Raw genomic sequence first — 24,919 nt, forward strand, 5'->3', positions numbered from 1 at the left:
GTCATGACCGGCACGACACTCGACGACTACACCGACCGGTACGCCCGGCGGGTACGCGGGATGACCGCCTCCGAGATTCGAGCATTGTTCGCGGTGGCCAGTCGTCCGGAGGTCGTCTCGCTTGCCGGTGGCGCACCGTACATTGCCGCCCTTCCGCTGGACGCGGTCGGCGAGATGCTCGGCCGGCTCGGTTCCGAGCAGGGCGTGACCACCCTTCAGTACGGCATCGGTCAGGGCACCCTCGAGCTGCGCGAGCGGATCTGCGAGGTGATGTCGCTCTCCGGGATCGACGCCGCCTGCGGTGCCTCCCCGGAGGACGTCGTGGTCACGGTGGGCGGGCAGCAGGCGCTGGACCTGGTGGCCCGGCTCTTCCTCGACCCGGGCGACGTGGTGCTCGCCGAGGGACCTACGTACGTCGGTGCGCTCGGCGTGTTTCAGGCCGCCCAGGCGCAGGTCGTCCACGTACCGATGGATGAGGACGGGCTGATCCCGGAGGCGCTGGAGACGGCCATCGCCGACCTGGCCCGCGCGGGCCAGCGGGTCAAGTTCCTCTACACGATCCCCACCTACCAGAACCCGACCGGCGTGACGCTCAGCGAGGAGCGCCGGGAACGGGTGCTCGACATCTGCGAGGGCGCCGGCCTGCTCGTCGTCGAGGACGACCCGTACGGCCAACTGGGGTTCGAGGGTGAGGCCCCGGCCCCTCTGCGGGCCCGCCGCCGCGACGGCGTCTTCTACCTCAGCACCTTCTCCAAGACCTTCGCCCCCGGGCTGCGGGTCGGCTGGATCCTGGCGCCGCACGCGGTCCGCGACAAACTGGTCATCGCCAGCGAGGCGCAGATCCTCTGCCCCAGCGGCTTCGCCCAGGCCGCGGTGGCCACCTACCTGAGCACGATGCCCTGGCGGCAGCAGCTCAAGGTCTATCGCGAGGTTTACCGGGAACGCCGCGACGCCCTGCTCGACGCGATGGCCGACCTGATGCCCGAGGGCACCAGCTGGACCACCCCGGCCGGCGGTCTGTTCGTGTGGGCGAGCCTGCCCGACGGGCTCGACTCGAAGGCCATGATGCCGCGAGCGGTCGCCGCCCGGGTCGCCTACGTTCCCGGCACCGGCTTCTACGCCGACGGCACCGGCACCGACGCCATGCGGCTCAACTTCAGCTTCCCGCCGCCGGACCGGATCCGCGAGGGCGTCCGCCGGCTGGCCGGGGTGATGGAGCAGGAGATCGCCATGCGCCGGGTCTTCGGTGCGGTGGGTGGTGCCGCCGGCCGACGCGGCCGGGCCGGCTCCGACGTGCCCGGGCCCGACTTGGCATGATGCCGGCATGGGTACGACCGCCGAGCACCTCCTCGTGACCGATTCCGCCATCTCGGCCGACCTGCGCGTCGTGGTGCTCGCGGGTGGGCTCTCCTACGAACGGGACGTGTCGCTGCGCTCCGGTCGTCGGGTGCTCGACGCGCTGCGCGCCGTCGGGGTGGAGGCCGAGCTGCGAGACGCGGACGTAGCGCTGCTGCCGTCGCTCGCCGCCGACCCGCCGGACGCGGTGGTGATCGCGCTGCACGGCGCGACCGGCGAGGACGGCTCGCTGCGCGGGGTGCTGGATCTGTGCGATGTCCCGTACGTCGGCTGCGACGCCCGGGCCTCCCGGGTCGCCTGGGACAAGCCTTCCGCCAAGGCGGTGCTCCGCGAGGCCGGCATCCCCACCCCCGACTGGGTGGCGCTCCCGCACGATCGTTTCTCCGAGCTCGGCGCGGTCGCCGTCCTGGACCGGATCGTCGACCGTCTGGGCGTACCCCTGATGGTGAAGCCGGCGCAGGGCGGGTCCGGGCTGGGCGGGGCGGTGGTCCGGGACGCCGCCGCGCTGCCCGCCGCAATGGTCGGCTGCTTCGCGTACTACTCCACCGCACTCGTGGAGCGGTACGTGCCGGGCATGGATGTGGCGGTCTCCGTCGTCGACCTCGGCGACGGTCCACAGGCGCTGCCGCCGGTGGAGATCGTGCCGCGCAACGGCGTGTACGACTACGCCGCCCGCTACACGGCAGGGCGGACCACCTGGCACGCCCCCGCCCGGCTGGCCCCGGACGTCGCCGCCACGGTCGCTGACGTGGCCCTCGCCGCGCACACCGCGCTCGGTCTACGGGATCTCTCCCGCGTCGACGTGATCGTGGACGCGGCCGGCCAGCCGCACGTGCTGGAGGTCAACGTCTCGCCAGGGATGACGGAGACGTCACTGCTTCCGCTCGCTGTGCAGGCGGCCGGCCTGGACTTCGGCCGACTCCTCGGCACCCTTGTCGCCCGAGCAGCCGCCCGCCTCACCAAGCACTGACCTCCCCGCCAACCCGTACGCCCGAGCGGGCCAACCCGACGGGACGACAGTGAGGTTGGCCTGTCGAGGTCAACCTCACTGTCGGTTCCAGGTCAGTGGGTCGCGCGTACGTCGGGTGTGTCGCTGCCATCGGTGCGCGCGTCCGGGCCCGGAGTGCCGGCGTCCTTCCCGGAGGCGGTCTTGCTGACGGCCTCTCCGGAGGCGCCCCCGGTGGCCGGGTCGGACGCGGCCGGGTTGGCGGAATCAGCCCCGTCGGCACTTTCGCTCGGCGGGCCGAGGTGAGGCCCGCCGGTGGGCTTCTCCGCCGCGCCGACACCGTGAGGGCTGTCGGTAGGCACCTCCGCCAGGCCGACGTGGAGTCCGTCGCTGGCCGTCGTGACGGTGCTGCCCGTGGCGGCCGCAGTGGATGCGGCGCTGCCCGGTGCTGCGGCGGTGGAGTCCCGGGTGCCGGAAGCCGGGATGCCGGGCAGGTTGGTGGCGGACGCCGGCCGAGCGGGTTCAACCGCCGGACCACCGACCGTGGCCGACCGGGCGGGTTCAGCAGCGCGGTCGGTGACGGTGCTCGTCGTCGAGCCGGCATCAGCGTCCGGGTCCACGACCGGTTCGGCCCGGGGCCGGCTGTCGGCGTCGGTCGGATCAGGAGTGGAGTCGAGCGCCGGTTCCGGGATCTCCTCTGCCGCCTCGATGACCGAGACAGCCTCCGTCCCGGCTGCTGCCGCTGAGGCAGCCTCCGCTGCGGCAGCGGCGTCCGCGGCGGCAGACTGGGCCAGCAGACTGGACGGCGCCTGCCACTGGATACGGGGCGGCTCGGCGAGCGGGCGGCCACCAAACTCGGCGAGCCAGGCCGCGACGAGCGCCAGATTCTCCCGCCACTGCGCCTCGGAGATCGGCGGCAGGATCGAGTCCCACAGGGACAGGAACGTGCCCCGCAGTTGAAGCCGGCCGTACGGACGGGCGAGGAACCACATGTGCAGATGAGCCGAGCCGTCGCCCCAGCGATTGACGTGCACCCGTGCCACGCCGTCGAGCGACCGGATGGCCCGCTCCAGACGTACTGTCATCACCCCCAGCTCGGCGGCCAGCAGGTTCGGCAGGTCGCCGAGATCGAGGTGGGTGCGCGATTCCAGGATGAGCACCATGGGCAGGCCGGTGGGCCGGTCCATGGCGCGGACGCGCCACCGCTCACCCACCCAGATGTAGGCGTCGTCGGGTGCGTTGCAGGCGGTGCATTCCCGGAGACCCTCGCCCTTCCGCGGCGGTTCGACCGGGACCGGATCATCGAGTTGCTTCACGTGGAGGTCACCCTCGAAGGGGAATGACGGCCACTGGGTGAAGTCCGGGACTGAGGGAGGGTTGTCGTGCACGACGCTGACCCTAACCGAGTCTGGCACCGCTGTCCCTACCTGTTCGAGCGGTCCCGGGCCACCGGATCGGCACCCGTCGTCGACCGGGTGCGCGTGGTCGCGCGGGCCACCGAGAGGCGATATCCACAGGCTGCCGAGATCCTGAACACAGGCCGTCATCCACAGGCTCACACCCGCTCCCACGCGCTGTTTCACGTGAAACGGGGGGTGCCTGTGGACAACCGGTGTGGATAACTTTTCGGCGGGTCGGTCGTTGTCCGCGAACCGCCAAATCGGCGTAGTCGACGGCCACCGGAGACGAAATCGGAGGGGTGCGCTCGGACCGGCGTCGCGTGCCACCGTCGGCGCGGTCCCCAGCCACCGACGACCTCCCGCTGGCTCATCTGACACGCGTCGACGGTGACGGGTTGGCTCGCGTTCGCGGACCGTGTCAGCAGAACGCCCACTCGCGCGGCGTGGATCCCCTGATGTCTCCGGAAAGCCCGTGAGGGGTCGATCGAACCCGTAGCACCAACGTCGAGCGCCTGGGATAGGGAGGCCACTCCGCTTGACCGGTCACTCCGCCCCTAGGGTCCGACCGGTGCCAGCGAGCCGCTATCTCGGTTTCACGTGAAACCGCCGCGCCGGGTGGCGGAGACGATCCGGAGCCAGGGCCGATATCGCGCTGGGGTCTACCGCTCGTGCATCCAGTTCGTGGGTCCGGCCGTGGTGCGGTCTGGCCGTGGTGCGGTCTAGCCGTCGTGCGGTCCGGTGATCGTGCGGTCGTGCGGTCTGGCCCGTCTGGCGGCCTCCCGGACCGGCGGACTCCCGCCAGGTTGCTGTGCGGCGGCTCCAGCGGACTAACCACGATCGAGGACCTCGACCCACCTGCGGATGACCACGGAGACGTCGTTTCGCGCCACTCAGCGGTCCGCTGGCGCTTTGATCGGCGCAGGGGGTGGTTGCGGTCGAGTGGGCCATCCCGGAGCCTTCTGCGACGCGTGTAGAGGATCCGCTCCTCTCAAGGCCCGCACTCACCCCAGCGGCCGCCGCCAGTCGCCAGCCACCGCGTCCGCCGCCCGCCGCTGCGCCCGCTCCTCCACCAGCCGCTCGCGACGCGGGGCTCGTCGCCACCGCCGCGCACCGCCGTGCCCACGGCGACCCCATCGCCACGCCCCGTCGCCCGCCACGCCCGTCATCGCGCCCCCATCATTTCCCCCGTCATCGCGAGCCGCGAGCCGCGAGCCGCGAGCCGCGAGCCGCGAGCCGCGAGCCGCCTGCGGATTGTGCTGTCGGCGTGCGGCCAGGGCGACCGACCGAACTTTCCGCCCCGCCGCACCGCCCACTTCTCCTGCTTCCAGAGCGGGACCCCGGGCTGACTGGCTGGACGAGCCGATGATGACGACGGTCCACGGGTCATACCCGATCTTGGAGTCAGGTCCACCGTCTGTTTCACGTGAAACCGCGACGACCCCGGGATGCAGAACGGCCGCGCCCCCGGTGGGGTAGCGCGGCCGTAGGCGAGCGGGCGGGGTCAGTCCTCCCCGCTCTCCTCCTGTTGCACTCCGATGATCCCGACGATCCGCTCAAGGTCGTCCACCGTCGCGAACTCAATCGTGATCTTGCCCTTGCTCCGACCGATGTCCACCTTCACGCGGGTGTCGAACCGGTCGGACAGCCGATCGGCGAGATCGGTCAGGGCCGGCGCGTGCGCCTTGGGTCGCCGCTTCGCGGCCTGGCCCTTCGCCGGTCCGTCGTTGAGCGCCAGGGCGACGATCTCCTCGGTCGCCCGAACCGACAGTCCCTCGGCCACGATCCGCAGGGCCAGCTGTTCCTGCGCCTCCGCCTCGTCGAGGCTCAGCAGGGCGCGGGCGTGCCCCGCCGACAGGATGCCGGCGGCAACCCGGCGCTGCACCTGTGCGGGCAGGTTCAGCAGTCGGATCGTGTTGGAGATCTGCGGGCGACTCCGGCCGATCCGGCGGGCCAACTCCTCGTGAGTGGCCCCGAACTCCTCCAGCAGTTGCTGGTAGGCGGCGGCCTCTTCCAGAGGGTTCAGGTTCGCCCGGTGGATGTTCTCGAGCAGGGCGTCGCGGAGCATCGCGTCGTCACGGGTATCCCGGACGATCGCCGGGATGCTCTCCCGCCCCACCGCCTGGGCGGCCCGCCAGCGCCGCTCGCCCATCACCAGTTCGTACTTCTCGTCGTCGAGCTGTCGGACGACGATGGGCTGGAGGAAGCCGACCTCCTGGATCGAGGTCTTCAGCTCCTCCAGCGCCTCCTCGTCGAAGACCTGGCGGGGCTGCTTCGGGTTGGGCATGATCGCGTCGACCGGGATCTCGGCGAATCGAGCACCGGGCACCGGGCTCAGCACGGGCTCCGGCTCGTGGACAGGCGCTCCGGCCGGCACCGCGGCGACGGCGACGGTGCCCGTGTCGTCCAGGTGCTCGTTCTCCGGCTCGGCCGTCGCGGTGCCAGCGGCATCCGGCGCCGGCCCGGTTGGGATCAGCGCCCCGAGGCCCCTACCCAGACCGCCCCGAGGACGGTTCTTCATGCCACGCCTCCCAGCGACTCGTCCGCACTACGCATTCCGGCCCACCGGCTCCTTGACGCCGCGCTCGGCGATCTCCTGGGCGGCCTCGAAGTAACTCGTGGCACCCCGCGAACCGGGATCGTAGGTCATCACCGACTGGCCGTAACTCGGCGCCTCGGAGACCCGGACGTTGCGGGGGATGACCGCCTGGAGAACCTTGTCGCCGAAGTGGTTCCGGACGTCCTGCTCGACGGCGTCGGCCAACCGGGTACGACGGTCGTACATGGTCAGCAGGATGGTGGAGACATCGAGCTTCGGGTTGAGGTGCTGGCGTACCAGGTTGATGTTGTTGATCAGCTGGTTGAGCCCTTCCAGCGCGTAGTACTCGCACTGAATCGGGATCAGCACCTCCTGCGCGGCAACCAGAGCGTTGACGGTGAGCAGGCCGAGCGAGGGCGGGCAGTCGATGAAGACGTAGTCGAACTCGCCCGGGTAGGCGGCGATCGCCCGGTCCAGGCGCGACTCCCGGGCCACCACCGACACCAGCTCGATCTCCGCGCCGGCCAGGTCGATGGTCGCGGGTACGCACCAGAGGTTGGGGATGCCGTCGACCGCCTGTGCCACCTCGGCCAGCGGCACGCTGTTGATCAGGCAGTCGTACACGTCGGGGATTCCGGTGTGGTGCGGGACGTTGAGCCCGGTCGAGGCGTTGCCCTGGGGGTCGAGGTCGACCACGAGTACCCGGTTGCCGTGCAGGGCGAGCGCCACCGCAAGGTTGACGGTGGTGGTGGTCTTACCCACGCCGCCCTTCTGGTTGGCGACGCACATGACCCGGGTCCGGTCCGGCCGAGGCATTGTCACCTCGCCACTGGGATTCAGGATCTGCACGGCGCGCATCGCCTCCATAGCCAACGGTGGGTCATCCTCTTCGCGCGTCGGGGTTTCACGTGAAACGTACGTGGGATCGGCCGCCACGGCGGCCAACGACTCGGTCGAAGCGACCGGCGCGGCGTCCCGAACAACCGCCGCAGTGGGTTGGTGTGGGACGGCCGGCTCGAAGCGAACCGACGCGGCGGTGTTGCGGCGACCCGAGGTCGACCGCACCTCGGCGGCGTTCACCGGTCGACTCGACGCCTCCGGCGTCCGACGACCACCCGCCGGCTCCGGAATGGCCGAGCTTTCCGGATGCCCGGCACCCAATGGTGGGTCGAGCGCTGCCGGCGGATCGCCGTCGGTAGGTCGGGTCGATGGCCCGGTCGCGCCGGGCGACCAGCTCGGGTAGTCGGTTTCACGTGAAACGGGATCGCTGGTCGACCCGGTCACGCGTGGATCGTCGTACCTGCCGTCGTCATGCACCTGTCATCCCTGCCCGCTTCGGATGGTCGGTCCGCGCCCCGGTCAACTTGGCCGCCTCCTCGCCCGCATCCCGGAGCGTACGGCCCGCGGGAGCGGTCGGAGACCCGCGACGTCCGTCACCCGCTCCACACTATCGACGCGCGGTCAGCCTACGGCGGACGGGCGCGGCCGGTCCACGTCGGGTTCTCATCCCCTCGTCCATCCGTACCGGTACAACGAGGCAACCCACCGGCCGGAAGCCCGATGGCGCGAAGTGTCAGCCTCGGCGGGAGCGTCCACCCCGGGCGCGCTTCTTGGCCGCCGGGCGGGCCGGGCCGATCATCCGCTCGCGCACGATCTCCACGACAGTGGTCGGCGGATCGATCACCCCGACGCCGCAGAGCTGCACGGCCGGCTCCCCGCCGCCGAGTCGCGCGACCACTTCGGCGTGTTCCTCGATCTCGGCTGCGGCGGATGAGCCCTTGAGTGCCAGCAGCCGACCACCGCGAACTGCCAGTGGAAGGCTCCAGCCCGCGAGCCGATCCAGGGGCGCCACCGCGCGCGCGGTCACCACGTCCCCGCTGATCGGCTCCCGACCGCTCGAACCGCTGGCCGCCTCGTCGGCCCGGCCGCGGAACACCCGCACCGACCTAGCCAGACCGAGTCGCTCGACGACCTCGATCAGGAACGACGTCCTCCGGGCCAGCGGCTCGATCAGTGTGACAGTGAGGTCGGGGCGGGCGATGGCCAGGACGAGGCCCGGCAGACCAGCGCCGGAGCCGACGTCGAGCACCGTCGCTCCGGACGGGATCCGCTCCGCGACAGCAGCACAGTTGAGTAGGTGCCGGTCCCAGATGCGGGGTGCCTCCCGGGGGCCGATCAGGCCGCGGACCACCCCGTCGGTGGCGAGCAGTTCGGCGTACGCGGCGGCCAGGTCGAGACGGTCACCGAAGAGGGTCAGCGCGGCCGGGGCCAGCTCGGGCGGCAACGCCGCGTCAGCCGGTGACGGTGCGGTGTCACGCCCGGCCGGTTCGGCATCAGCGTCGACGGTTGCGGGGCGGACAGCGGACGGCCCGGGCGGCGTGCCGCCCGGGCCGGACACGGCATCGGCCGTGATGTCGTCGTGGGTCACCCGGTCAGTCCGCCGGCCGTACGACGATGCGCCGGTTCGGCTCCACACCCTCGGACTCGCTCGCCACACCGGACATGGCGTTGACGACGTCATGCACGCACTTGCGCTCGAACGCGGACATCGCCTCCAGGCGGACCGGCTCGCCGTACTCCTTGACCTTCTCGACGGCGTTCTTGGCGACCGCGGCGAGTTCCTTGCGGCGGTTCGCCCGGTAGCCACCGACGTCGAGCAGCAGACGGCTCGGCGTACCGGTCTGCCGGAAGACGGCAAGGCGGGTCAGTTCCTGAAGTGCCTCCAGGGTGGCCCCGCGCTGACCGACCAGATTCTGCAGCCGCTCGCCGACCACCTCGACCATCGGACGGCCGGCGGCGACGAGTTCGTCGATGTCGCCGTCGTAGTCGAGGATGTCGAGCAGGCCCTCGACGTAGTCGGCGGCGATCTCGCTCTGCCGGAACAGGTCGCCCTCGCCCACAGCCTTCTTCACCCGGGTGCCAGCGGCGGTGTCGGTGTCGTCGTCCGCCTCGGTGTCATCGGCTTCGGTGTCGTCGCCGTCCACCGCGAGCGTGGCGGTCTCCTCCTCGTCCAGGGACTGCTCGGCGCGGGGGATGCTGGTCTCGGTCACGGTCTCATCTCCGTACTCGCTCGGCCGGACCGTCGGGTCCGACTGGTTTCCCGGGGCCGGCTGGAGGTTGCCGGTGCCCACGGGCACGTCTGTACGGGCAGTGTCGCCCGTGGCCGCGCGGTGCGCGGTCGGTTCCGCCCGGCGCCGGCCGTACGGCGGCTGCGCGGTGCGGAACGGGCCGCCGCCGGTGGTCCGGCGGCGGCCCTCGTAGGTCAGCCCTGCCGCTTGGCGGGGCGGCTCTTCTTCGGGTTGTTCGCCGGCTTGGCGCCTGGCTTCGGCCCGGCCACCTTGGGCGCGGCCGCCTTGACCGGCGCCGCCGGGGCGGCCTTGCCGCGACCGAACAGGCCACCGGACTTGGCGGGCTGCACCGGGTTGCGGCTGGCAGCGGGCGCCACGGCCTTCTTGGCGGTCACCGGCGGCGGGAACTTCCGCAGCACCCACTGCTGCTGGCCAAGGGTGAAGAGGTTGTTGGTGACCCAGTAGATGATGACGCCGATCGGGAAGATCGCGCCGGAGATCAGCAGCGACGCGGGGATGCCGTAGAGCATCAGTCGCTGGATCATCCGCTGCTGCGGGTCCTCGGCCCAGCCGGTCTTCAGGATCATCTGACGGCTGGTCAGGTAGGTGGTGGCGATCATGACCAGGACCAGGACACCAGCAATGATCTTCACGGTGCTGCCGTTGGCGCCGAGGCTGGCCAGCTCGTCGGCGGTGGAGCCGAACTTGCCGGCGATCGGGGCGGTGAAGAGCTTCGCCTGCGAGGCGCTCTGGAACTGGTCGACGGTCCAGCCGTAGAGGGTCTTGTTCTGCTTGTCCGGGTCGAGCCGGCGCAGCACGTGGAAGAGGCCCAGGAAGACCGGGATCTGAAGGAACATCGGAAGGCAACCCATCAGCGGGTTGGCCTTCTCCTTCTTGTAGAGCTCCATCATTTCTTTCTGGAGCGTCTCCCGGTCACCCTTGTGCTTCTCCTGAAGCTCCTTGACCTTGGGCTGGAGCGCCTGCATCGCCCGCTGCGACTTGATCTGCTTGACGAAGACCGGGAACAGGATCACCCGGACGGTGACCACCAGGAAGATGATGGACAGGATCCAGGCGAAGTTGGTGCCGATCACCGCACCGACGGGCACCCCGATGGCGTCCCAGGCAGAGTGCCAGGTCAGCAGGATCCACGAAATCGCGTAGTAGATCCAGTCGAGACTCAGACTCAATTCGGGGCTCCAGTCACATCAGCACGGCGGCGGTCGCCCGGCTCCGGCACCGGGTCATATCCACCAGGGTGAAAGGGGTGGCAGCGCAACAACCGTCGGGCCGCCAGCACGGCTCCCCGGAGCGCGCCGTGCCGAACGACAGCCTCCTGGGCGTACGCACTGCACGACGGGTAGAACCGACAGCGAGCCGGCAGTGCCGGACTTATCCACCGACGGTACGCGATGATGGGCGCGATCAGCACCTTGGCACCGGTTGTCGACGGCCGAGGGCTGCTCTGCTCGGCACCGCTCATTGGGACCGCCGTTCGCGCGGCGACCGGGCGACAGCGATGGCGGCGTCCAGGTCGGTGGCGAGCCGAGGGTACGACGCCTGCGCCGCGGCGGGGAGCGCCCGGACGACCAGGGTGCTGCCGGCGGGCAGGTCGGTCAACCGTTCGCGGACCAGCCCCCGCAGTCGGCGCCGGACCCGGTTACGGGTCACCGCGTTGCCGACCGCCTTGGACACGACAAAGCCGGCACGGGACGGCACGGACGACTGCTCCGCACTATTGTCCCGTACCGGCTCCGGCAAGGTCGGTGTGCTGGGGTCGACGGTCACCGGCATGGTCAGGTGGACCACGACGGCGCCACGTCCGGCGCGTCGGCCACCGCGAACCGCTGCGGCGAAGTCAGTACTGCGCCGCAGTCGCTGTGCGGCGGCCAGCACGACTGCCCACGTCCCCTGGACCGGCCCGGTCGGCTCAGGCCGACAGGGTGGTGCGACCCTTGGCGCGACGGCTCGACAGGATGGCACGGCCGGCACGGGTGCGCATGCGCAGCCGGAAGCCGTGGGTCTTCGCGCGCCGGCGGTTGTTCGGCTGGTAGGTGCGCTTGCTCACGTCAGGCTCTCCGTTTTCGTACGCGCCCCGCGCGACGGGATCGCCGGGGTCGTGTGGTGGTCCAGGCCACCTCGACGGTGGCCCACGATCGGTGCTGCCCGGCGGAGCGGGACCTCGGTGTTGCGGGGATGCGACCGCGGACAGCAAGCACCCATCACCCTAGCAGAGGGCGAGAAAGCAGCCGTTCCAGCCTACGCAGGGGGGCAATGACCGTCAAACACCCCGAGCAGGGGACAACGGGACGCGCCCGAGGCCGAAGGGTGGTTTTCGCTGATGCCGACAAGGGCGCCGCCGCGTCGCCGGTTGATGGCGCAGGGACAACGCTGTTACCGTGCCCGATTGCGGTGAGCGTCGGAAGCTCCGGTCGTCGCGCAGGCAAGACCGGACATGGCAGTGAATCGTTCGGCACGGTGTACCCGCTTCAGCGCCCGTTCAGGCAGGGGCAGGTCCCACCCGCGTCCGGCGGCGGCCACAATCGGTCGGTACACAGGCTGTGGATAACTTGTGGATGACCACCGGTCGACCGTCCGGGTGGGTGTTGTTCCACCCGCGAACGCAGCGGGCCCGGGACGGCCGGCTGGCAGACAGCGGCGGCCGGGAGCAGAAGCGAGGGGGTGGCACGACGGTGGCCGGTACGACCGACCTTGCCGCAGTGTGGTTAGCGGCGACCGACGAGCTCGCCGACGAGATCATCTCCGCCCAGCAGCGTGCCTATCTCCGACTGACCCGGCTGCGAGCGATCGTCGAGGACACCGCGCTGCTCTCCGTTCCGGACGCGTTCACCCGCGACGTGATCGAGTCACGGCTGCGCCCGGCGATCACCGAGGCGCTCACCCGCCGGCTCGGCCGACCGATCCAGGTCGCGGTCACCGTTCGGGTGGCCGAGGACGCCACCGGCCGGCCGGCCGGCACCGTCTACCGCAGCGCCCCGGAGACCGGGCAGCTCGACATCGACGGCCCGGGCCACGCGCCGTTCGACGACGACCAGGGTGCTCGACCGTCGGCCGACGCGATGACCGGAGAACAGTCACCCGCGCCGCGTACCCCCGATCCCTCTCCGCTGCCCGCGCCGGCGGGTCCGCCGCTCGCGCCGCCTGTGGAGGGGCATCGCGCGGGGTTGATTCCCGCCAGCAGGGACGGGCAGGAGGCGCTGTTCAGCGCTGCCTTCGCGGAGCCCCTGCGGCCCTCCCGGCCGGGTCCGGACCGGCGCGGTTACGACGAGCAGGCCGCCCGCCTGGACCCGCCCGGCCCAGACACGCGGCCCTACGAGCCCCGCTACCGGGACGACTCGGCGTCACCACGCGACCAGCACGTGATCCGTTCGCTCCCCCGGGACAGCGGAACGGACAGCGGCCCGGGTCGCAGCGCCGTGGACCATCGGACCGGTGGCCGCGACGACCGTCGGTTGCCCGGTGCCGACACCGGCGGCAACCGGCTCAACCCGAAGTACATGTTTGAGACGTTCGTCATCGGCTCGTCCAACCGCTTCGCCCACGCGGCCAGCGTGGCGGTGGCGGAGTCGCCGGCCAAGGCGTACAACCCGCTGTTCATCTACGGGCACTCCGGGTTGGGCAAGACGCACCTGTTACACGCCATCGGGCACTACGCCACCACACTCGGCAACGCCCGCTCGGTCCGGTACGTCTCGACCGAGGAATTCACGAACGACTTCATCAACTCGCTCCGGGACGACAAGACCAGCGCGTTCCAGCGGCGCTACCGCGACGTCGACATCCTGTTGATCGACGACATCCAGTTCCTGGAGAACCGCGAGCGCACCCAGGAGGAGTTCTTCCACACCTTCAACACGCTGCACAACGCCAACAAGCAGATCGTGATCACCTCCGACCGGTCGCCGCGCCAGCTCGCGACCCTCGAGGACCGGATGCGAACCCGGTTCGAGTGGGGGCTGCTGGCCGACATCCAGCCGCCGGATCTGGAGACCCGGATCGCGATCCTGCAGAAGAAGGCGGCGCAGGAGCGGATGTACGCCCCGCCGGACGTGTTGGAGTTCATCGCCTCCCGGGTGTCGAACTCGATCCGGGAGCTGGAGGGCGCGCTGATCCGGGTGACCGCGTTCGCCAGCCTGACCCGGTCGACAGTCGAGTTGTCGCTTGCCGAGGAGGTGCTTCGGGACTTCATGCCCGACGGCGCCGGTCCGGAGATCAACGCGGACCAGATCATGGCCTCGACCGCTGACTACTTCGGGGTGAGCCTGGAGGATCTGCGCGGCCAGTCCAGGTCCCGGGTGCTGGTCAACGCCCGCCAGGTGGCCATGTACCTGTGTCGGGAGTTGACCGAGCTGTCGTTGCCCCGGATCGGGCAGGCGTTCGGTGGCCGCGACCACACCACTGTGATGCACGCCGACCGCAAGATTCGTCAGCAGATGGCGGAGCGCCGCTCGCTGTACAACCAGATCGCCGAGCTGACCAACCGCATCAAGCAGAACAGCTGAGGCGTACGACAGCTCTCACGGCGGCGCACAGCCGCAGGACACGCCCGACCGGATCTCCGGTCGGGCGTTCTTTTTGGGTCAGTAGCTGGACTCTCGACATGGTGGAGACCACAGCATTGAGGCCGTGACCGCCTCGATCCCCACTCGTTGTCCACAGCTCGTTATCCACCGTCGGTGGATAACTACGGTCCGTCCTCCGCCAGTTACCCACAGGCTGTGGAGAAACCCTGTGTACGAGGCTGTGGACGCCTGGGGACGACCGTCAGGTTATCCACCGATCATCATCAACCTGTGCACGAGCTGTTGAAGGTTCTGGGGATGACGGCAATGGTGATCTTCCCCGCGATCCACAGGCTTGGGGAGAAAGTCGGTGGATTACCGGTGGACAACCGGTGGACAACGGTGGACAACCGGCCGTCGTCGCCGGGCTGTGGACACACGAGCCGGTTGTACCCCCGGTTCTCCACAGCTAAATCACCGGTGGATAACCTGTCTGACCTGCGCAGACCTCGGTTTTCCACAGTTTGCACAGGTGCGATGAAGACGATGAGTTATCTCTTCTAAGAGAACAAAAACCAATCATCACCGTTGGGCTTTCTGTGGATCGGGCCGAACGCTGTCGGATCAGCCGGTCAGCATCGACACGATCCATGGGGTCGGGCGCACAGCCGATGTCCCCGCGCCCTAAGGTGCGATGGGTACCCGCACGGTCGGGCGGGACGGTAGGCAGCGGTCGGCATGAGAGAGTTGTCGCTGACGTCGACGCGGAGGCATTGATGAAGTTCCGAGTGGAGCGCGACGCGCTCGCCGAGGCTGTGGCGTGGACCGCGAAAAGCCTGCCCAACCGGCCATCCGTACCGGTGCTCGCCGGGGTGATGCTCCGCGTCACCGACGGCAACCTGCGGGTCTCCGGGTTCGACTACGAGGTCTCCAGCCAGGTGACCGTCGAGGTGCAGGGCGACGCCGACGGCGCCGCGCTCGTCTCCGGCCGCCTGCTCGCCGAGATCACCAAGGCGTTGCCGGCCAAGCCTGTCGACATCGCCGCGGTCGGCGCGCACCTCGAACTGGTCTGCGGCAGCGCCCGGTTCACGCTGCCCACCATGCCGGTGGAGGATTACCCAGCGCTGCCCGAGATGCCGCAGAGCGCCGGCACCGTCGACGCCGCAGCGTTCGCCACCGCCGTGGCCCAGGTGGCCATCGCCGCCGGTCGCGACGAGACGCTGCCGATGATGACCGGTGTCCGCGTCGAGCTGTCGGGCAACACCCTGTCGATGCTCGCCACCGACCGTTACCGGTTGGCGCTGCGCGAGATCCAGTGGCGGCCGGACGACCCTGAGGTGAGCATCAACGCCCTGGTGCCCGCCCGCACCCTGAACGACACCGCCAAGGCCCTCGGCCCGCTGGGCGGCGAGGTCACGCTCGCCCTCGCCCAGGGCGCTGCCGGCGAGGGAATGGTCGGCCTTGCCGGCGGCACCCGACGTACCACCAGCCGGCTGCTCGACGGCGCCAACTACCCGCCGGTGCGGTCGCTCTTCCCGGCAACGCACAACGCCGCGGCCCGGGTGCCGGTCAGCACGCTGATCGAGGTGGTCAAGCGGGTCGCGCTGGTCGCCGAACGGACCACCCCGGTGCTGCTCAGCTTCAGCGCCGACGGCCTGGTGGTCGAGGCCGGCGGTTCCGAGGAGGCACGGGCCAGCGAGGCGATGGAGGCCACCTTCACCGGTGAGCCACTGACCATCGGCTTCAACCCGCAGTACCTCATCGACGGTCTGGCAAACCTGGGCGCTCAGACGGCCGTGCTCTCGTTCGTCGACGCCTTCAAGCCCGCGGTGATCTCACCCGCTGGCGAGGATGGCGAGGTCATTCCGGGGTACCGGTACCTCATCATGCCGATCCGCGTCTCGCGCTGATCGCGCCCAGCAACACCAGATCCACGGAGGTAGAAACACATGCAGCTCGGCCTGGTAGGACTCGGCCGTATGGGCGGCAACATGCGGGAGCGGTTGCGTTCGGCCGGGCACGAGGTGGTCGGCTTCGACCACAACGCGCAGATCAGCGACGTCACGACCATCGCGGGCCTGGCAGAGAAGCTTGAGTCGCCGCGCGCGGTCTGGGTCATGGTGCCCGCCGGTGTCACCGACGCCACCATCGACGAGCTCGCCGAGGTGCTCGGCGAGGGCGACATCATCATCGACGGCGGCAACTCGCGCTTCAGTGACGACGCGCCCCGCGCGGAGCGGCTCCACCAGCGGGGCATCGGCTACCTGGACGTCGGGGTCTCCGGCGGCGTCTGGGGCCGGCAGAACGGCTACGGGCTGATGGTCGGTGGCGCCCAGGAGCACGTGGACCGCCTGATGCCGATCTTCAACGCGCTCAAGCCGGAGGGTGAGTTCGGCTTCGTGCACGCCGGCCCGGTCGGTGCCGGCCACTACTCGAAGATGGTGCACAACGGCATCGAGTACGGCCTGATGCACGCTTACGCCGAGGGCTACGAGCTGATGGCCGCCTCGGAGCTGGTGACCAACGTGCCGGGCGTCATCAAGTCCTGGCGGGAGGGCACTGTCGTCCGTTCCTGGCTGCTCGACCTGCTGGACCGGGCGCTCGACGAGGACCCGGAGCTGGCCGATCTGAGCGGCTACACGGAGGACACCGGCGAGGGCCGGTGGACGGTGGACGAGGCGGTCCGGCTTGCGGTGCCGCTGAACGTCATCACCGCTTCGTTGTTCGCCCGGTTCGCCTCGCGGCAGGACGACTCGCCCGCCATGAAGGCTGTCTCCGCGCTGCGTCAGCAGTTCGGTGGCCACGCCGTCCACAAGCGCTGAGCGGTATCCACAACCTGTGTACGTTCACCGGCTGGAACTGGTCGACTTCCGCTCGTACGAGCGGGTGGCCGTCGACCTCCAGCCGGGGGCGAACGTCCTGATCGGCGCCAACGGCGTCGGCAAGACCAACCTCGTCGAGGCGCTGGGCTACGTGGCGACCCTGGACTCGCACCGGGTCGCCACCGATGCGCCTCTGGTCCGGATGGGCGCCACGTCCGCGGTGATCCGCTGCGCGGTGGTGCACGACGGCCGCGAACTCCTCGTCGAGCTGGAGATCGTGCCCGGCAAGGCCAACAGGGCCCGACTGGGCCGCTCACCGGCGCGGCGGGCCCGGGACGTGCTCGGGGCGCTCCGGCTGGTGCTGTTCGCCCCGGAGGATCTTGAGCTGGTCCGGGGTGATCCGGCCGAGCGCCGCCGCTACCTGGACGACCTGCTGGTCAACAGGCAGCCCCGGTTCGCGGGTGTGCGGGCCGACTACGAGCGGGTCGTGAAGCAGCGCAACGCCCTGCTGCGCACCGCGTACCTGGCTCGCAAGACCGGTGGCTCCAGGGGTGGCGACCTCGGCACCCTCGCGGTCTGGGACACCCACCTGGCCCAGCATGGGGCGGAGCTGCTCGCCGGCCGCCTGGAGCTGGTGGCCGCGCTCACCCCGCACGTGGCCAAGGCGTACGACGCGGTGGCCGCCGGTCGGGGTGCGGCGAGCATCACCTACCGGCCCTCGATCGAGTTGGTCGAGCCGACCACCGATCGGGCCGCGCTGGCCGAGGCGCTGACGGCGGCCCTGGCCGCGTCCCGCTCCGCCGAGATCGAGCGGGGCACCACCCTGGTTGGCCCACACCGCGACGAGTTGGCGCTGAGCCTCGGCCCACTGCCCGCCAAGGGGTACGCCAGCCACGGCGAGTCGTGGTCGTTCGCCCTCGCGTTGCGGCTGGCCGGGTACGACCTGTTGCGGGCCGACGGCATCGAGCCGGTGCTGGTCCTCGACGATGTCTTCGCGGAGTTGGACACCGGCCGCCGGGAGCGGTTGGCGGAGCTGGTCGGCGGGGCGAGTCAGCTGCTGGTCACCTGCGCGGTGGACGATGACGTGCCGGCGGCCCTGCGCGGCACCCGCTACCAGGTCGGCGAAGGGACGGTACGCCGTGTCGGATGAGCCAGGCAGTAAACGACCAGCGGCCGGCGACGGTCCTGCTGCGCGTACCCCGAAGGCGGCGGAGGGATCGGCGGGCGGTGAGCCGGCGGCGGCCGCCAGCGGGCCGGAGCTGGCCCGGGCGGTGCTCGACGCGGCGCTGTCCCGACGGCAGGCGGCGGCCCGCGCCCGGCGTACTCCCGGGGGCGGTGACGCTGCCGGCGGCGGCTCGGGGCGGCGGTTGCGCGGTTACTCCGGCCCCGGCCCCGACCCGCGCGATCCGCAGCCGCTCAGTGCCGTGCTGAACCGGCTGGTGAAGGCGCGCGGCTGGCAGCAGCCGGCCGCCGAGGCCACTGTGTTCGGCGCCTGGGAGCGGGTCGTCGGCGCGGAGGTCGCGCAGAACAGTCGCCCGGTGAAGTTGGAGAACGGCGAGCTGACAGTGGAGGCGCGCTCGACCGCCTGGGCCACCCAGCTGCGGCTGCTCGCCGGCTCGCTGCTCAAGCAGATCGCCAGCGAGGTCGGGCACAACGTGGTGCGCAAGCTGCACATCCACGGCCCCGCCGCGCCCTCCTGGGGGAAGGGCCCGCGGCGGGTACGCGGCCGGGGTCCGCGCGACACGTACGGCTGAGCGGGCCGTTCAGCCGCGCCGGTCGGCCTCACGGGCTGCCCGCTTGCGTTCCCGCTGCTCCCGGGTGAAGCGTTTGCGTTCGGCCAGGTCGCGCTTCCACGCCTCGCGGGCCTCGGCCGAGCCGCCCTGCACAGCGCCCTGGACACCCTCGGCCGGGCCGGCGAGGTGCCGGAAGGCCCAACGCATCAATCGGCCGCCCTCGCCCGGGCCCCTGGTGATCGCGCCGTCCTCGCTCATCTGCCGCCCTCTTCCCCGCGTCGCCTCGCCGGTTCTCGTCCATCGCACGAGCAGACCTTTGGGGCACCAATGGTTGGTGTACCAATGATCGGTACGATAGTCACCGTGCGGAGAGAGGGCAACCGATGAGCGAACGACCTGACGGCGTCGACCCGCTGGCCCTGGAGCAGCAGGTCTGCTTCGCCCTCTCGGTGGCCGCGCGCAGCGTGGTGGCCGTCTACCGGCCGCTGCTGGAGCCGATGGGGCTGACCCATCCGCAGTACCTGGTGATGTTGGCGCTCTGGCAGCACGCGCCGTTGTCCGGTCGCGACCTCAGTCGCCTGCTCCAGCTCGACCCGGGCACGCTGTCACCCCTGCTCAAGCGGCTGGAGACGGCCGGCTACCTGCGCCGGGAACGCGACCCGAGCGACGAGCGCAGCCTCGCCGTCACCCTCACCGCCAGCGGTGCGGAGCTGCGGAGTCAGGCCGAGCTGATCCCGGCCGCGATCGTGCAGCGGCTCGGGCTGCCCGTCGAGGACCTGCAACACCTGCACGCGGTGCTCACGCAGCTGATCGCGGCCGCCAACCGACCGGGCGCGTCGGAGAATGACGCGGCGGCTCAGACGTCGGCGTAGACGGCGAAGCCGCGCTCGGCGCAGCGCCTGTAGAACGCGGCCAGCACGCCCAGCTCCGCGCAGGTGAAGTTCCACTGCGGCGGAGCACCGCTCTCGTCGCGCAGCGCGTCGAGCCGGCTCTCCAGCCAGCGCAGCTGCTGCTCGGCCAACCGACCGTCGCCGAGCAGGGAGCGCAGCACGATGCTCACCGACTCGAAGGTGACCGCCTCGCCTGTCGCGCGGTGCGCGGCCACGAACCGTTCGATGCCGCTCGCGATCCAGGAGCAGCCGTCCGGATCGATCACCGGGTCCTCGTCCTCGGCTGCGGCGTCTGTGGCGTACAACACACCTTCGAGGCCGAGAAGCAGATCCACCAACTCGGTGTAGGCGGTCGCCCGGATGGTGCCGGTCTTCGCGATCAGCTCGGCCAGCGCCGCTGTCGGCGCGGAGATGCGCGGCAGGTCGACGATCTCGCCGAAGTCGACGAACTCGGCCGGCGCGACCGGATCGTAGAAGCGGCCGGTCCGCGGCCAGTGCACCGCGACGTTGTCCAGCCCCATCTGTCACCTCTTAAAGAGCACGTGTCGGGTCGATCGGGTCGATCGTCCCGGTTCCGGCCGGTAAAGATCAAGCCTGGTTCCGGAGCGCCGCAAACGTACGGCACTGACGCTTCGGCCGCGACCCCCGACCCGCCCGGGCGCGGGTCAACCCGTTCGAGGACGGCGCGTGCGATCGGACCGTGGCGTGTGGGGGGAGTCGCGGGCAATGGGGTTCTGCCGGCTACGGACTTCTCAGCCGCCTCGCTGAGGGTGCCGAGTGGTGGTTCTGTCCCCCGCGCACAGTAGGATTGACAGCGAGACGAAGACCCGGTGCGGGAGTGGGACGGGGCCGGTGGCCCAGATTCATTCTCCACTTCGGGTCGAGCCGATCGCGATCCGCGGGCAACCGCGGCGACCGGCGCGTTCGACCCGCTGTCCGGAGTTCTCCGGCGCCGGTCCGCGCGCGCCGACGTCGCGTCCTGTCCGCCGAACCCGCGCCCGACGCGCCCTACCGGCGCGGCTGACGCGAGAAAGTGGCCGAGGGTGGCAGCGCAGGACAAGCAGGAGTACGGCGCAGAGTCGATCACCGTTCTCGAGGGGCTGGAGGCGGTTCGCAAGCGGCCCGGTATGTACATCGGGTCCACCGGCGAGCGCGGTCTGCACCACCTCGTCTGGGAGGTCGTCGACAACGCGGTGGACGAGGCGATGGCCGGCTACTGCGACACCATCGACGTGGTGCTGCTGGCCGACGGTGGGGTCCAGGTCACCGACAACGGCCGTGGTTTCCCGGTCGACCTGCACCCCAAGCTCAAGAAGCCGGGCGTCGAGGTCGCGCTGACCGTGCTGCACGCGGGTGGCAAGTTCGACGGCAAGGCGTACGCGGTCTCCGGTGGTCTACACGGCGTCGGCGTCTCCGTGGTTAACGCGCTGTCGACGAAGATGGCCGTGGTGATCCACAAGTCCGGCTTCGTCTGGCGGCAGCAGTACACCCACTCCAAGCCATCCGCGCTGGAGAAGGGCGAGACCACCGACCGCACCGGCTCGGCCGTCTCCTTCTGGCCCGACCCGGACGTCTTCGAGACGATCGACTTCGACTTCCAGACCATCTACCGACGCCTGCAGGAGATGGCCTTCCTCAACCGGGGCATCACCATCCACCTGCTCGACGAGCGGGTCCCGGAGGACGAGGACGGCAAGACCCGCGAGGTCACCTTCCGCTACGACGGCGGTATCGCCGACTTCGTCCGACACCTCAACGCCTCCAAGAACCCGATGCACAAGACGGTGGTCGAGTTCGAGGCCGAAGAGGAGGGCATGTCCCTCGAGATCGCCATGCAGTGGAACGAGTCGTACGGCGAGTCGGTCTACACCTTCGCCAACAACATCAACACGCACGAGGGCGGCACTCACGAGGAGGGCTTCCGGTCGGCGCTGACCAGCGTCGTCAACCGGTACGGCACCGACAAGAAGCTGCTCAAGGGCGACGAGAAGCTCTCCGGCGAGGACATCCGCGAGGGCTTGGCCGCGATCATCTCGGTCAAGCTGACCAACCCGCAGTTCGAGGGCCAGACCAAGACGAAGCTGGGCAACACCCCGGTGAAGAGCTTCGTGCAGCGGGTCTGCAACGACCGGCTGGTCGACTGGTTCGACCGCAACCCGGCCGAGGCCAAGACGATCATTCAGAAGGCGTCCCAGGCGGCCCGCGCGCGGATCGCCGCACAGCAGGCGCGCAAGCTGGCCCGACGCAAGTCGCTGCTGGAGTCCGGCTCGATGCCGGGCAAGCTGGCCGACTGCCAGTCGACCGACCCCCGCGAGTCCGAGGTGTTCATCGTCGAGGGCGACTCGGCCGGCGGCTCGGCCAAGCAGGGCCGCGACCCACGGACCCAGGCGATCCTGCCGATCCGCGGCAAGATCCTCAACGTGGAGAAGGCCCGGATCGACAGGGTGCTGAAGAACAACGAGGTCCAGGCGCTGATCACCGCGCTGGGCACCGGCATCCACGACGACTTCGACATGGAGAAGCTGCGGTACCACAAGGTGGTGCTGATGGCCGACGCGGACGTCGACGGCCAGCACATCCAGACGCTGCTGCTCACCCTGCTGTTCCGCTTCATGCGTCCGCTGGTCGAGATGGGGCACGTCTACCTGGCCGCCCCGCCGCTCTACAAGATCAAGTGGAACAAGAAGGGCGACGACGCCCAGTACGCGTACTCCGACCGTGAGCGGGACGGCCTGATCGCGCTGCGCCAGCAGAAGAAGCCGAACGCCAAGCCGGACGACATTCAGCGCTTCAAGGGCCTCGGCGAGATGAACTATCCCGAGCTGTGGGAAACCACTATGAACCCGGCGACGCGTACCCTGCGTCAGGTCACTCTCGACGACGCGGCGACCGCCGACGAGTTGTTCAGTGTGCTGATGGGTGAGGACGTCGAGGCGCGCCGGTCGTTCATCCAGCGCAACGCCAAGGACGTGCGGTTCCTGGACATCTGACGGACTGCGCCGGATCGGTCGGGCAGGGCCCGACCGATCCGGCGGTCCACAGAGTTATCCACAGCTTGGCCGGTATCCACAGCCGTTATCCACAGCACGAAAACGACTCTGAGTCTGATAAGGGTATACAGTGACCGATTCTCCCGAGTCCACACCGAACGAGCCTGAGGTTCCCGCCGAGGCCATCGCCGCGGTGGTCGCGCACGACCGGATCGAACCGGTCGGGCTCGAGGTGGAGATGCAGCGCTCCTACCTCGACTACGCGATGAGCGTCATCGTCGGTCGCGCGCTGCCGGACGTCCGGGACGGCCTCAAGCCGGTCCACCGCAAGATCCTCTACGCGATGTTCGACTCCGGCTACCGTCCGGACCGCGGCTACGTGAAGTGCTCCCGTGTCGTTGGTGACGTGATGGGTCAGTTCCACCCGCACGGCGACTCGGCGATCTACGACGCGCTGGTCCGGATGGCGCAGCCCTGGTCGCTGCGCTACCCGCTGGTCGACGGCAACGGCAACTTCGGCTCGCCGGGTAACGACCCGGCCGCCGCCATGCGATACACCGAGTGCAAGCTCGACCCCCTCGCCATGGAGATGCTGCGGGACATCGACGAGGACACCGTCGACCTGCAGGACAACTACGACGGCCGGGCCAAGGAGCCCACCATCCTGCCGTCGCGGATCCCCAACCTCCTGGTGAACGGCTCCGAGGGCATCGCGGTCGGCATGGCCACCAAGATCCCGCCGCACAACCTGAGGGAGATCGGCGCGGCGGTGCAGTGGTGCCTGGAGCACCCGGAGGAGGACGAGGAGACCACCCTCGAAGCCCTGATCGGCATCGTCAAGGGCCCGGACTTCCCGACCCACGGCCTGATCGTCGGCACCACAGCGATCCAGGACGCGTACCGCACGGGCCGCGGCTCGATCCGGATGCGCGCCGTGGTGGAGGTCGAGGAGGACAAGCGGGGCCGCCCCTGCCTGGTCGTCAGCGAGTTGCCCTACCAGGTCAACCCGGACAACCTCGCCGAGCGGATCGCCGAGCTGATCAAGGAGGGCAAGCTCGCCGGGATCGCCGACATCCGTGACGAGTCCTCCGGTCGTACCGGCATGCGGATCGTCCTGGTGCTCAAGCGCGACGCGGTCGCCAAGGTCGTGCTGAACAACCTCTACAAGCACACCCAGCTCCAGGAGACCTTCGGCGCCAACATGCTGGCCCTGGTCGACGGGGTGCCGCGCACGCTCAACCTGGCCCAGTTCATCCGCTACTACGTCGAGCACCAGATCGACGTGATTCGCCGGCGGACCGCGTACCGGCTGCGCAAGGCCGAGGAGCGGGCACACATCCTGCGCGGCCTCGGTAAGGCGCTGGACGCGCTGGACGAGGTGATCGCCCTGATCCGGCGCTCACCGACTGTGGACGACGCACGGCAGGGCCTGATCCGGCTGCTGGAGATCGACGAGATCCAGGCGACAGCGATCCTGGACATGCAGCTGCGCCGGCTCGCCGCCCTGGAGCGGCAGCGGATCATCGACGACCTGGCGAAGCTCGAGATCGAGATCGCCGACCTCAAGGACATCCTCGCCAAGCCCGAGCGGCAGCGGAAGATCGTCTCGGAGGAGCTGGGCGAGATCGTCTCCAAGTGGGGCGACGACCGCCGGACGCAGATCATCCCGTTCGACGGCGAGGTCTCGATGGAGGACCTCATCGCCCGCGAGGACGTGGTCGTCACGATCACCCGCACCGGGTACGCCAAGCGGACCAAGGTCGATCTGTACCGCTCGCAGCGGCGCGGCGGCAAGGGTGTCAGTGGCGCCACGCTGCGGCAGGACGACATCGTCAGCCACTTCTTCGTCTGCTCGACCCACGACTGGATCCTGTTCTTCACGAACAAGGGCCGCGTCTACCGGGCCAAGGCGTACGAGTTGCCGGAGGCCAGTAGGGTAGCCAAGGGCCAACACGTGGCCAATCTGCTCGCCTTCCTACCCGACGAGCAGATAGCGCAGATCATTGAGATCCCGAACTACCAGGTAGCCCCCTATCTGGTACTGGCCACGAAGAACGGCCTGGTGAAGAAGACGCGGCTCGAGGAGTTCGACTCCAACCGTTCCGGCGGCATCATCGCGATCAACCTGCGCGATGAGGACGAGCTGGTCGGTGCTGCGCTGGTTGCGCCGGAGAACGACCTGCTGCTGGTCTCGAAGAAGGCGCAGGCGATCCGGTTCAACGCCTCGGACGAGGCGTTGCGGCCGATGGGCCGGGCCACCTCGGGTGTGATCGGCATGCGCTTCACGGACGACGACGTCCTGCTCGCCATGGAAGTCGTGCGGGAAGGTTTGGATGTGCTGGTGGCCACGAACGGGGGATACGCGAAGCGAACCCCGATCGAGGAATACCCGGTGCAGGGCCGGGGAGGTAAGGGCGTGTTGACTGCAAAGATCACCGAACGGCGCGGCGGTCTGGTTGGCGCGGTGGTGATCGATCCGGACGACGAGCTGTTCGCGATCACCAGCAACGGTGGTGTCATTCGGACTCCGGTGAAGCCTGTACGGCGTACGCGTGACCGGAACACAATGGGGGTCAAGCTGATGGACCTCCCGGACGGCGTGACTATCGTGGCGATTGCTCGCAATGCCGACGAGCCTGACGAACAGGACTAGTT

22 protein-coding genes are annotated in these 24,919 nt (G+C 69.8%); 10 read left to right on the forward strand and 12 right to left on the reverse strand.

The window, feature by feature from the left end:
- Nucleotides 1–3: 3 nt before the first annotated feature.
- Together AB0B98_RS04235 and AB0B98_RS04240 are read left to right on the forward strand one after the other, a co-directional pair.
- On the forward strand, nt 4–1,317 hold the full coding sequence (locus AB0B98_RS04235) for a PLP-dependent aminotransferase family protein (protein ID WP_357360811.1): 1,314 nt from the start codon (nt 4–6) through the stop codon (nt 1,315–1,317).
- A gap of 7 nt (nt 1,318–1,324) precedes the next feature.
- Nucleotides 1,325–2,326, forward strand: coding sequence for a D-alanine--D-alanine ligase (locus AB0B98_RS04240; protein ID WP_357360813.1), 1,002 nt, complete (start codon nt 1,325–1,327; stop codon nt 2,324–2,326).
- Between the two features lie 92 nt (nt 2,327–2,418).
- On the opposite strand, the gene AB0B98_RS04245 is transcribed toward AB0B98_RS04240, so the two are convergent.
- The 10 genes from AB0B98_RS04245 to rpmH all read right to left on the reverse strand — a co-directional run bounded on the left by AB0B98_RS04245 (nt 2,419) and on the right by rpmH (nt 11,374).
- A complete protein-coding gene (locus tag AB0B98_RS04245) occupies nt 2,419–3,465 on the reverse strand; it encodes a hypothetical protein (RefSeq protein WP_357361122.1) in 1,047 nt (348 codons plus the stop codon).
- Between the two features lie 1,238 nt (nt 3,466–4,703).
- The gene (locus AB0B98_RS04250; RefSeq protein ID WP_357360815.1) at nt 4,704–4,868 is read right to left on the reverse strand and encodes a hypothetical protein; all 165 of its coding nucleotides are present in this window, start codon (nt 4,866–4,868) and stop codon (nt 4,704–4,706) included.
- 335 nt (nt 4,869–5,203) lie between these two features.
- Complete coding sequence (locus tag AB0B98_RS04255; protein WP_357360817.1) at nt 5,204–6,220, reverse strand: ParB/RepB/Spo0J family partition protein; 1,017 nt, start codon at nt 6,218–6,220, stop codon at nt 5,204–5,206.
- Nucleotides 6,221–6,247: 27 nt separating this feature from the next.
- Nucleotides 6,248–7,555 carry an AAA family ATPase gene (locus AB0B98_RS04260; RefSeq protein WP_357360819.1) on the reverse strand — a complete coding sequence of 436 codons (1,308 nt, stop codon included), beginning with the start codon at nt 7,553–7,555 and terminating at the stop codon, nt 6,248–6,250.
- 256 nt (nt 7,556–7,811) lie between these two features.
- Complete coding sequence (gene rsmG / locus AB0B98_RS04265; RefSeq protein ID WP_357361124.1) at nt 7,812–8,522, reverse strand: 16S rRNA (guanine(527)-N(7))-methyltransferase RsmG; 711 nt, start codon at nt 8,520–8,522, stop codon at nt 7,812–7,814.
- Nucleotides 8,523–8,670: 148 nt separating this feature from the next.
- Entirely contained in the window at nt 8,671–9,288 is a 618-nt protein-coding gene (locus tag AB0B98_RS04270; RefSeq protein ID WP_091397533.1) for a R3H domain-containing nucleic acid-binding protein, read from the reverse strand.
- A 212-nt stretch (nt 9,289–9,500) separates the two neighbouring features.
- The gene (yidC, locus tag AB0B98_RS04275) at nt 9,501–10,490 is read right to left on the reverse strand and encodes a membrane protein insertase YidC (RefSeq protein ID WP_238669756.1); all 990 of its coding nucleotides are present in this window, start codon (nt 10,488–10,490) and stop codon (nt 9,501–9,503) included.
- A gap of 2 nt (nt 10,491–10,492) precedes the next feature.
- Nucleotides 10,493–10,789, reverse strand: a complete 297-nt coding sequence (gene yidD / locus AB0B98_RS04280) for a membrane protein insertion efficiency factor YidD (RefSeq protein ID WP_238669633.1) — start codon at nt 10,787–10,789, stop codon at nt 10,493–10,495.
- A complete protein-coding gene (rnpA, locus tag AB0B98_RS04285; RefSeq protein ID WP_357360821.1) occupies nt 10,786–11,202 on the reverse strand; it encodes a ribonuclease P protein component in 417 nt (138 codons plus the stop codon). The genes yidD and rnpA overlap by 4 nt, the downstream gene beginning before the upstream one ends.
- Before the next feature lie 34 nt (nt 11,203–11,236).
- Nucleotides 11,237–11,374 (reverse strand): 50S ribosomal protein L34, encoded by a 138-nt coding sequence (gene rpmH / locus AB0B98_RS04290; RefSeq protein WP_007453904.1) that lies wholly within the window; start codon nt 11,372–11,374, stop codon nt 11,237–11,239.
- 625 nt (nt 11,375–11,999) lie between these two features.
- Here rpmH and dnaA point away from each other — a divergent pair.
- The 5 genes from dnaA to AB0B98_RS04315 all read left to right on the forward strand — a co-directional run bounded on the left by dnaA (nt 12,000) and on the right by AB0B98_RS04315 (nt 18,405).
- Nucleotides 12,000–13,829, forward strand: coding sequence for a chromosomal replication initiator protein DnaA (dnaA, locus tag AB0B98_RS04295; RefSeq protein WP_357361126.1), 1,830 nt, complete (start codon nt 12,000–12,002; stop codon nt 13,827–13,829).
- A 776-nt stretch (nt 13,830–14,605) separates the two neighbouring features.
- On the forward strand, nt 14,606–15,739 hold the full coding sequence (dnaN, locus tag AB0B98_RS04300) for a DNA polymerase III subunit beta (RefSeq protein ID WP_238669635.1): 1,134 nt from the start codon (nt 14,606–14,608) through the stop codon (nt 15,737–15,739).
- Nucleotides 15,740–15,778: 39 nt separating this feature from the next.
- The gene (gene gnd / locus AB0B98_RS04305) at nt 15,779–16,651 is read left to right on the forward strand and encodes a phosphogluconate dehydrogenase (NAD(+)-dependent, decarboxylating) (protein ID WP_238669636.1); all 873 of its coding nucleotides are present in this window, start codon (nt 15,779–15,781) and stop codon (nt 16,649–16,651) included.
- Nucleotides 16,652–16,667: 16 nt separating this feature from the next.
- Nucleotides 16,668–17,801, forward strand: coding sequence for a DNA replication/repair protein RecF (recF, locus tag AB0B98_RS04310; protein ID WP_357225371.1), 1,134 nt, complete (start codon nt 16,668–16,670; stop codon nt 17,799–17,801).
- Entirely contained in the window at nt 17,791–18,405 is a 615-nt protein-coding gene (locus AB0B98_RS04315; protein ID WP_357268038.1) for a DciA family protein, read from the forward strand. The genes recF and AB0B98_RS04315 overlap by 11 nt, the downstream gene beginning before the upstream one ends.
- Before the next feature lie 9 nt (nt 18,406–18,414).
- Here the strand turns inward: AB0B98_RS04315 and AB0B98_RS04320 are convergent, their stop codons facing one another.
- Nucleotides 18,415–18,642, reverse strand: coding sequence for a hypothetical protein (locus AB0B98_RS04320; protein ID WP_238669639.1), 228 nt, complete (start codon nt 18,640–18,642; stop codon nt 18,415–18,417).
- A 125-nt stretch (nt 18,643–18,767) separates the two neighbouring features.
- On the opposite strand from AB0B98_RS04320, the gene AB0B98_RS04325 reads away from it, so the two are divergent.
- Complete coding sequence (locus AB0B98_RS04325) at nt 18,768–19,256, forward strand: MarR family transcriptional regulator (protein WP_238669640.1); 489 nt, start codon at nt 18,768–18,770, stop codon at nt 19,254–19,256.
- Here AB0B98_RS04325 and AB0B98_RS04330 read toward each other — a convergent pair.
- The gene (locus AB0B98_RS04330) at nt 19,241–19,795 is read right to left on the reverse strand and encodes a hypothetical protein (protein ID WP_238669641.1); all 555 of its coding nucleotides are present in this window, start codon (nt 19,793–19,795) and stop codon (nt 19,241–19,243) included. The genes AB0B98_RS04325 and AB0B98_RS04330 overlap by 16 nt on opposite strands.
- 522 nt (nt 19,796–20,317) lie before the next feature.
- On the opposite strand from AB0B98_RS04330, the gene gyrB reads away from it, so the two are divergent.
- A complete protein-coding gene (gene gyrB, locus AB0B98_RS04335) occupies nt 20,318–22,264 on the forward strand; it encodes a DNA topoisomerase (ATP-hydrolyzing) subunit B (protein ID WP_357360824.1) in 1,947 nt (648 codons plus the stop codon).
- Between the two features lie 130 nt (nt 22,265–22,394).
- Entirely contained in the window at nt 22,395–24,917 is a 2,523-nt protein-coding gene (gene gyrA / locus AB0B98_RS04340) for a DNA gyrase subunit A (protein ID WP_357360826.1), read from the forward strand.
- Nucleotides 24,918–24,919: the final 2 nt, after the last annotated feature.

Source organism: Micromonospora sp. NPDC048947 (assembly GCF_040649495.1).
GTDB classification, from domain to species: Bacteria; Actinomycetota; Actinomycetes; order Mycobacteriales; family Micromonosporaceae; genus Micromonospora; species Micromonospora alfalfae.

What these genes read in the sequence shown, in the direction of transcription:
- AB0B98_RS04235 (WP_357360811.1), top strand. Translation starts at nt 4, where the DNA reads ATGACCGGCACGACACTCGACGACTACACCGACCGGTACGCCCGGCGG.
- AB0B98_RS04240 (WP_357360813.1), top strand. Translation starts at nt 1,325, where the DNA reads ATGGGTACGACCGCCGAGCACCTCCTCGTGACCGATTCCGCCATCTCG.
- AB0B98_RS04245 (WP_357361122.1), bottom strand. Translation starts at nt 3,465, where the DNA reads ATGGTGCTCATCCTGGAATCGCGCACCCACCTCGATCTCGGCGACCTG.
- AB0B98_RS04250 (WP_357360815.1), bottom strand. Translation starts at nt 4,868, where the DNA reads ATGACGGGCGTGGCGGGCGACGGGGCGTGGCGATGGGGTCGCCGTGGG.
- AB0B98_RS04255 (WP_357360817.1), bottom strand. Translation starts at nt 6,220, where the DNA reads ATGAAGAACCGTCCTCGGGGCGGTCTGGGTAGGGGCCTCGGGGCGCTG.
- yidD (WP_238669633.1), bottom strand. Translation starts at nt 10,789, where the DNA reads ATGAGCGGTGCCGAGCAGAGCAGCCCTCGGCCGTCGACAACCGGTGCC.
- dnaN (WP_238669635.1), top strand. Translation starts at nt 14,606, where the DNA reads ATGAAGTTCCGAGTGGAGCGCGACGCGCTCGCCGAGGCTGTGGCGTGG.
- gnd (WP_238669636.1), top strand. Translation starts at nt 15,779, where the DNA reads ATGCAGCTCGGCCTGGTAGGACTCGGCCGTATGGGCGGCAACATGCGG.
- AB0B98_RS04320 (WP_238669639.1), bottom strand. Translation starts at nt 18,642, where the DNA reads ATGAGCGAGGACGGCGCGATCACCAGGGGCCCGGGCGAGGGCGGCCGA.
- AB0B98_RS04325 (WP_238669640.1), top strand. Translation starts at nt 18,768, where the DNA reads ATGAGCGAACGACCTGACGGCGTCGACCCGCTGGCCCTGGAGCAGCAG.
- AB0B98_RS04330 (WP_238669641.1), bottom strand. Translation starts at nt 19,795, where the DNA reads ATGGGGCTGGACAACGTCGCGGTGCACTGGCCGCGGACCGGCCGCTTC.